The sequence below is a fragment of the Methanococcus voltae genome, assembly GCF_017875395.1.
Lineage (GTDB): Archaea > AGJL01 > Methanococci > Methanococcales > Methanococcaceae > Methanococcus > Methanococcus voltae_C.
Map to the genome: position 1 here is coordinate 1 of NZ_JAGGMO010000012.1, position 4188 is coordinate 4188.

The 4188-nt window shown below is 33.4% G+C and carries 1 protein-coding gene; it reads right to left on the reverse strand.

What is annotated here, in order from left to right; genetic code table 11:
* Positions 1-99: 99 nt before the first annotated feature.
* A partial coding sequence (locus J2127_RS08435) for an Ig-like domain-containing protein (RefSeq protein ID WP_209733126.1) occupies positions 100-4188 on the reverse strand: 4089 nt, incomplete at its 5' end.

Sequence of the window (4188 nt, forward strand, 5' to 3'; positions counted from 1 at the left end):
TAATTAATTTTTTTAGCTTTTCCAGAAACTTTTGAAAAAAGTTTCATCAAAACTTAAGTAAAGCTTACTAGCTTACTAGTTTAACAGCTTAATTATTAATTAATTAATTTTTTTAGCTTTTCCATCTACCCATTCTACTAAGATAGGTTCTTCAGGAACTTCGCTAAGTGTTTTAAAGTATTCTACGGCAGCTTGTGTACCGAATCTATCTGAACCAGCAAGTAATACAACTGTGTATTCTTGAACGATACCAGTTCCTTCTGACTTAATAGTCATCATTTGTATGATACCTTTGTTTTCTCCAGGGTTTGAATTTGTAATTGACACTGGGAATTGGTTCATGTATTCTTTTGTTAATGCGTTTGCCAAAGGACCGCCAACGATAATTGTATCGCCGTCTATTTTAATGTCTTTTGAGTATGCAGTAACTGAGCTCTTTAATGATTTTGCATAGTTTTTGTCAAGATTTGAGTAAACTATTTTTGAACCTGAAATCATGTTACTTGTTGTAATTGAATCTGAGCTGTAGTGACCGCCGCCACCTCCACTACTTCTAGATGAACTAGATGATGTAGTAGGCAAGATTTTTTGCAATTCAACGTCAACTTCAGGGTCTTTTAATAATGTTAATTCTAAGATTTTACCATTATCGTTTGTTATTATTCTATACCAACCCATTTCTGATTTTGTAGTTGTTATTTTAGTTTCTGTACCATCATTAACGGTGATGCTGCTCAATGCAAAGTCACCTAATGGTATTCTAAATATAACATATCCTTTTGGAGCGGTATCTTTTGCAATAAATTTAAGGTTTGCTGAAACCACGTTTGAACTTGTAGTTATTTCTGAAGTAACGTTTGTAACGTTAAATCCATTGTTCAATAATGCGCCTTGCTCTAATGATTCCTTAATTTTATTTAATGAGCTTTCAGCTTCAGCAGAAGTTCTTAATTGAACATTTAACTCTTTAGCTTTTTCATTAGCTTGTTGGAGTTTCGTTTTTAATTCTAATGAGATGTTTGTCGAAACATTTTCCATTACTGGAATTTCCAATGATTCGTTACTGAATTTGAGAGATGTAATATTGTAACCGTCGTGTTCTTCGGTTGTTATGTTACTAATGTTTATTTCGTCCCAAACATCAGCACTAATGCTAATGTTTTTTAATGCTTCTTTAACTGTCTCGTTATCCAATAATTTAACTGAGAAGTTATATTCTTCGGTTGTTATTTTATTTCCTAATGTATCAATAGCAGTTATTGTAAATAAGTATGTACCATTTTGTAATTCAGCATCGATTTTGCTGGTTTCATAGATATTATTTCCAATGCTATTCATTGTAATATTAGTACTTGCTACTTCTGGAATTGTGAGTGTAGCATTAACCTTATCTATATTTTCATCTTCAACTACAGCTTTAATAACTATATTTGTGTTGTCAATGTAAACATAGCCTTTTACAGGTCTTACTTCACTTATTGTAGGTGCTGTTGTATCCATTGAGAAACTGCTTGAATCACTAGTATTTGAGTTTCCAGCGTTATCGTATGCAGTTATTGTGTATGTGTATGCACCATCATCTAAACCACTAATAGCAATACTTTCATAGGTATTTGAGTCACCTATTTTAGTCAATACTAAGATAGTTTCGTTTGAATCTTCTGCAACTATTGTCGCAGTAGCGTTTTTAATTCCATTTTTATCGAATAATGTTGCATTTATTTTAAATCCGTCATTTAGTACGCTACCATCGATAGGTTTAATATCGGTAACGCTAGGGTTTGTTAAATCTATTTTAAAGTGAGCTGCTGATGAAGTAGCTGTGTTATTATACATGCTTTTAGCACGTGCAATTACTGTATAGTTACCTTCTGACAATCCAATTGACGTGTATCCTGTAAAGTCAGTAGTTTCACCATCTTTAACTAAGTCAATAGTTTCAACAGCAGTTAAACCAACGCCAGTTACGTTTTCATAAACTGTTGCGTTTACTGTTGCACCTTCTTCACCAGTTACGTTAATTAATATAGGTGCTGTAGCGTCATTGAATAATGAACCAGTTGTAGGTTTTGCAATTTCAACTACAGGAAGTGCTGCATTTACATTAAATACAATTCCTTCGTTATTTAATTTATTTCCATATTCATCTATTGCAGTTATTTTTAAAGTGTATTCTCCAGTTTTTAAATTGGAAACACTTCCAGTATGTAAATTTGTATTAACTGAATCTTCAATTAATGTTAATTCAATTGGATTTAATACATTTGTTGAATTTATTAATGATATATTAACGGTTGATTTTTCATTAACTGTTACTTGTATGTTTGTTGCACTACCAACAGTCATACCTGCACTTGGTTTTGTGCTTACAATTTCAGGTGCTGTTGCATCTACTGTGAATGTAGCTGTTGTATTTGCAGTATTTCCTGCTAAATCTGTAGCTATAATGGTGTATTTGTAGTTACCAGTTTCTTTAGTTAATGCGCTACTTTCATAGAAGTTAGATGCACCTAAAGATAATGTAATAGGTGTTTCTGAATCGTTAAGTTTTGCTACAACTGTATCGATATTATCGTCAGTTACTGTTGCGTTTATTTTAAATGCTCCAGGTACTGTTGAACCTGTTGCAGGTTTAGCATTTGTAATTACTGGGTCATTAACATCTAATTTAAAGCCGACTGAATTTGATGTAACTGAGTTTCCTGCTTTATCGGTTATAGTTACATTGTAGGTATAGTCGCCAGTAGGGAAAGCATCAATAATTTCAGTTTCATACCTATTTGAGGTAGTATTGAGCCTTAAAGCTATGTCTGTTGTTGAAACACCGGCTTTCGTGAGTGTAGCTATAGCTGTATCCACATTTGCTTCGGTAACTTCAGCCCCTATTTTAAAGTTATTAGGTATTACAGTTCCTGCGTTAGGTGTTGTACTTACAACTACAGGTGCTGTTGCATCTACTGTAAATGTACCACTTACTATTGCAGTATTACCTGCTGCGTCTGTAGCTAAAATACCATATTCGTAGTTACCACTAGGTCTGGATAATTCAGCACTTTCGTAAACGTTAGAGGTCCCTACCTGATTTAATACAATATCTGCCTGGTCATTTGTAAAGGCTACGACTGATGTAAGATTAGCATCAGTTACTGTTGCGTTTATTTTAAAGGTACCTTTTGCAAAACCATTGTTTACAGGTTTAGCATTTGTAATTACAGGTGCTGTTGCATCTACTACAAAGTTTATAACTTCAGAACTATTTTTATTTCCTTTAGCATCTGTTGCATTTACTACGAATGAGTGAGCTCCTTCGTTAAATGAAATGCTATCGTTTTCATATAATTCAGTTGTTGTGTTATATGATAAATTTACAATTTGTGTAGTTGCTCCAGAAGTCACAATTGCTTGAACGCTATCTATGTTACTTACATCTGTAACGTTTGCTGTAAATATAACTCCTTCAGGTGTTACCATACCTTCTAATGGGTTTGTAACATTTATTGCAGGTCCTGTAGCGTCTACAGTGATGTTATAGAATGATGTCATATTAGCGTTACCGTATGTATCGTTTGCAGCTAATACGAATGAATATTTTCCACTAGTTAATGTATTAAGTCTAACTTCGTATTTTCCTGTAGTATCATTTAATACTAAATCTATTGGTGCTTGAGCAACTTCTCCTTCTGGAGTTATTACTACTACAACTTTATCAATAGTGTTATTTTCGGTTACTGTTGCATTTATCACAAAGTCACCGGATACTATTGTATTGTTTAATGGTTCTACATCACTTATTATAGGCGATATAGCATCTACCATAATGGTTCCTCCAGGATATATGAAATTATTACCTAATACATCTGTTGCATTTATTGAAATTGAGTGACCTCCATTATTCAATAAAATACTATCGTTTTCATACATTTCAGTAGTTGCATTGTAGGTTAAATTTACAGTTTTAGTGGTTGGTCCAGTGATAATTGCTTGAACGCTAGCTATATCACTTATATCTGTAACGTTTGCTACAACTACAAGTTTGCCAGATACTGTTGTACCAACTGTTGGGCGTATAAGTTGCACAGTAGGTCCTGTTGTATCTACTACAAAGTTTACAACTTCAGAACTGTTTTCATTTCCATTATCGTCTGTAGCATTTACTACGAATGAGTAAGCTCCATCTGCTAATGAAAG